We start from the raw sequence: 4,491 nt of genomic DNA, 5'->3' as shown, positions 1-4,491 counted from the left end.
CCGGCATCCTCCGGTGGAGGTTCTACGTCGACGGCCTCGAGGATCACGTGCGCGTTCGTCCCGGACATCCCGAACGCCGACACCCCAGCACGACCTGGCACCCACGACACCGGCTCCGACAGCAGCCGCACCGCACCCGCCGACCAATCCACCCGCGAACTCGGCTCATCAACATGCAAGGTGCGCGGCAACACCCCATGCCGCATCGCCAACACCGTCTTGATCACCCCGGCCACCCCAGCAGCGGCCTGGGTATGACCGAGATTCGACTTCAGCGACCCCAACCACAACGGCCGCTCCCGCTCCCCGCCATAAGCCGAGATCAGCGCCTGCGCCTCGATCGGATCCCCCAACCGGGTCCCCGTCCCGTGCGCTTCCACCACATCGACATCGCCAGGAGACAACCGCGCATCCGCCAGGGCTCGTTCGATGACGCGTTGCTGGGCCGGGCCGTTCGGCGCGGTCAGGCCGCTGCTGGCGCCGTCCTGGTTCACGGCGGAGCCACGGACGACCGCGAGGACCGGATGCCCGTTGCGCCGGGCGTCGGAGAGCCGTTCCAGCAGCAGCATGCCCACGCCCTCGGACCAGCCGGTGCCGTCGGCCGTCTCGGCGAAGGCCTTGCACCGGCCGTCCGGCGCGAGCCCGCGCTGCCGGCTGAACTCGACGAACATGCCGGGTGTGGCCATCACCGTGGCGCCGCCCGCCAGCGCCAGGTCGCACTCACCCTGCCGCAGCGCGCGTACGGCCAGGTGCAGCGCCACCAGCGACGACGAACAGGCCGTGTCGACCGTGACCGCCGGCCCTTCCAGCCCGAGCACGTACGCGATCCGCCCGGTCGCCACACTGCCCGCGCTGCCGCTGCCCAGATAGCCCTCCAGCTCCGAATCGGGCTCGGCGGCCGAGGTGTAGTCGCTGTACGCCACGCCGGCGTACACGCCCACGGCTTGTCCGCGCAGCCCGGCCGGGTCGATGCCGGCCCGCTCGACCGCCTCCCACGAGGTTTCCAGCAGCAGCCGCTGCTGCGGGTCCATCGCCTGCGCCTCGCGCGGGCTGATGCCGAAGAACTCGGCGTCGAACCGGTCGGCACCGGTGAGGAAGCCACCGTGCCGGGTGTACGAGGTGCCGGGATGCTCCGGATCGGGATGGTGGATGGCCGCGAGGTCCCAGCCCCGGTCCCCCGGGAACTCCCCGATGGCGTCGCGGCCGTCGGCGAGCAGGCTCCACAGGTCCTCGGGCGTGGCGACACCACCGGGCAGCCGGCAGCTCATCGCGACGATCGCGATCGGCTCGTGTTCCTCCAACTCGCGGACTCGTTGCCGGGCCCGGCGCAGGTCGTCGGTGACCAGCCGCAGGTACTCGCGAAGCTTGTTCTCGTTGGACATCCCCGTGGTCCCCCGGTTCACGACAGGCCGAGCTCGTGGTCGATGAGGGCGAACAACTCGTCGTCGTCGGCCGGCTCCGCGGACAGGTCGCCCGGGTCCTGCCGGTCCCGCCACTTCGACAGCAGGGTTTCCAGGCGGGCGGTGACGCGGCGCCGGGTGTCGGCGTCGTCGGGGGCCGCGTCCAGCGTCACCGCGAGCCGGTCCAGTTCAGTCAGGATGCCGGGGCGGTCGTCACCGTCCAGCTCCGCGGCCAGGTGCCGGGCGAGTTTGCCGGGATCCGGGTGATCGAACAGGACGGTGGCCGGCAGCGCCAGGCCGGTGTCCTGGATGAGCTGGTTCCGCAGTTCGACGGCGGTCAGCGAGTCGAATCCGGCGTCGAGGAAGCCCCGGTCGGGATCGATGCCGGCCGGGTCGGTGTGGCCGAGGACAGCGGCGGCGCTCCGGCGTACCAGATCGAGCAGCACCGGAAGGCGTGCCGGGCCGGACAGCTCGGTGAGGCGGCGGCGCAGAGCGCCGCCGTCCGAAGCGCCTCCGGCGGCGGCCGGGCGGGCCGGGCGGACCAGGCCGCGCAGCACAGCCGGGAGGGCACCCCCTCGGGCTCGCCAGGCATCCCGGTCGAGGCGGGCCGGCATCAGCCAGGCCGGGGCGTCGGGCACGGTAGCGGCGTCGAACAGGGCCAGCGCGGTGTCCGGGTCGAGCGGCAGCGCGCCCGCCCGGGCCAGGCGCGCCCGGGCGGTGTCGTCGAGGCGGCCGGCCATGCCGTCCGGCTCGTCCCACGGGCCCCAGGCCAGTGCGTGCGCGGGAAGTCCGGCGGCGCGGCGGTGCGCGGCGAGGGCGTCGAGGTAGGCGTTGCCGGCGGCGTACGCGGCCTGGCCGGCACCGCCGAGCACCGCGGCGGCCGAGGAGAACAGCACGAACGCGGTGAGCGGCAGGTCTCTGGTCAGCTCGTGCAGGTTGCGGGCGCCGTCCACCTTGGCCCGGCCGATCCGGTCCAGGTGGCCGGGGGTGACGTTGGCCAGCACCGCGTCCTCCACCACGCCGGCCGCGTGCACGACGCCGCGCAGCGGGTGCTCCGGGACGATGTCGCGAAGGAGGGCGGCGAGGGCGGCCCGGTCACCGACGTCGCAGGCGGCCACGGTCACCTCGGCACCGAGCGCGCTCAGCTCCGCGGTGACGCCGCGATCCGAGCCCGAGCGGCCGGTGAGCAGCAGGTGCCGCACACCGTGCCGGGTGACCAGGTGCCGGGCGATCCGGCGGCCCAGGGCGCCGGTCCCGCCGGTGATGAGGACCGTGCCCTCGGCGTCCCACGGTGCCGGGCCTGGTTCTGCGGTGGCGGCCGGGGCGAGCCGGGGCGCCAGGGCGGCACCGTCGCGGACGGCGAGCTGCGGCTCACCGGCGGCGGCCGCCGCGCCGAGCAGCCGGTGCAGCGACTCGTCGTCGAGGGTGCCGTCGACGTCGGCGATCAGCAGCTCGCCCGCGCGTTCCGCCTGAGCGGCGCGCAGCAGACCCCAGACCGGTGCCGCGTCGAGGCCGGTGACGCGGTCGCCGTCGCGGGCGGCCACCGCGTCGCGGGTCACGAAGGCACGGTGGGTGCCGCTGTCCTCGCGGGCGAGAACCAGGGCCTCGTGTACGTCGGTGACGTGGTGCACCGTCAAGGGGACGGTGCCGCCGTTGCCGAGCGGCAGGGGTACCCAGTCGAGCCGGTACAGCGCGTCGGTGCGCCGGGCCGGGCCGGTTCGCGGCAGGGCCCGGGTGACCAGCCGGTCGATGGCGGCGACGGGGTTACCGGCCGGGTCGGTCATGGTGACCGTCATGCCGCCCTCGATCGGGGTGAGCGACACGCGCAGGGTGGTGGCGCCCGTCGCGTGCAGGGTTACGCCGCGCCAGGAGAACGGCACGCGTCCGCGTACGGCGCCGGGGTCCTCGGCGAGCGCGGGCAGGGCTCCGGCGTGCAGGGCGGCGTCGAGCAGGGCGGGATGGATGCCGAAACGTGCGGCGTCGGCGCGGTGGGCCTGCGGCAGGGCGACTTCGGCGTACGTCCGGTCGCCGTCCCGCCAGGCCGCCCGCAGTCCCTGGAACGCCGGCCCGAGCGCGAAGCCGGCCTCGGCGAAACGCTCGTAGAAGTCGTCCACATCAACCGGCTCGGCGTCCGGCGGCGGCCACACCGGGACGGGCGGGGGCGGCACCGTGGCCGCACCGGACAGCGTGCCGGCGGCGTGCCGGGTCCACGGTTCGCCGGGCCGGCGGGCGTGGACGCTGAACGGGCGTACGCCGTCCGGCCCGGGCGGCCCGGCCCGCAGCTGCAGGTCGGCCCGGGCGCCGTCCGGGATGACCAGCGGCGTTTCGAGGGTCAGCTCGGTGAGACCGGTGGCGCCGGCCCGGTCGGCCGCGTGCAGGGCGAGTTCGACGAACGCGGTGCCGGGCACGATGACGGTGTCCTGGATGAGGTGGTCGCCGAGCCAGGCCTGGTCGCGCGTCGAGAGGTGGCCGGTGACCAGCAGGCCGTCGTCGGCGAGGTCGGCGGCGCTGTCCACCATCGCGGGTGTGCCGGACAGCCAGTACCGCTCACGCTGGAAGGGGTAGGTCGGCAGGGACGCCGGCGGCCGGGCCGGCAGCAGCTGCGCCCAGTCCACGCGAACCCCGGCGACGTGTGCCCGGGCGAGCGCCGTCAGCACGGTCTCGACCTCGTCGCGGTCGCCCCGCGAGGCCGGCACGAACAGCCCGTCGCGGCCCTGGCCGGACAGCACCCCGTCCGGGCCCACCTCCACGAAGGCGGACACCCCGTGCCCGGTCAGCCAGTCCAGCCCGGCGCCGAACCGGACGGTCGCGCGGACATGCTCCACCCAGTACCCGGCGTCGAACTCACGGACCGGCTCACCCGTGATGTTGGAGACCACCGCGATCGCCGGGCGCTCGTACCGGATCCCGGCCGCCACCTCGCCGAACTCGGCCAGCATCGGCTCCATCGCTGCCGAGTGGAACGCGTGCGAGACGTTCAACCGGCGCACCCGCCGGCCCCGCGCCCCCCACGTGGCCGCGACCTCCTCGATCAACGCCTCCGGCCCGGAGATCACCACCGAGTCCGGGCCGTTCACCGCCGCCACCGGCA

2 protein-coding genes are annotated in these 4,491 nt (G+C 75.0%); both read right to left on the bottom strand.

All coding sequences use genetic code 11. The features are described 5' to 3' along the window. A partial coding sequence (locus I4J89_RS48895) for a type I polyketide synthase (protein ID WP_196421075.1) occupies positions 1-1,382 on the bottom strand: 1,382 nt, incomplete at its 3' end. 17 nt (positions 1,383-1,399) lie between these two features. Beyond that, positions 1,400-4,491, bottom strand: a 3,092-nt coding sequence (locus I4J89_RS48890) for a type I polyketide synthase (protein ID WP_196421074.1), incomplete at its 5' end; no start/stop codon positions are given.

It is taken from the genome of Actinoplanes aureus, from assembly GCF_015704865.1.
GTDB classification, from domain to species: domain Bacteria; phylum Actinomycetota; class Actinomycetes; order Mycobacteriales; family Micromonosporaceae; genus Actinoplanes; species Actinoplanes aureus.
Note: the sequence above shows the minus strand (reverse complement) of the source record. Positions and strands in the feature narration are given on the sequence as shown.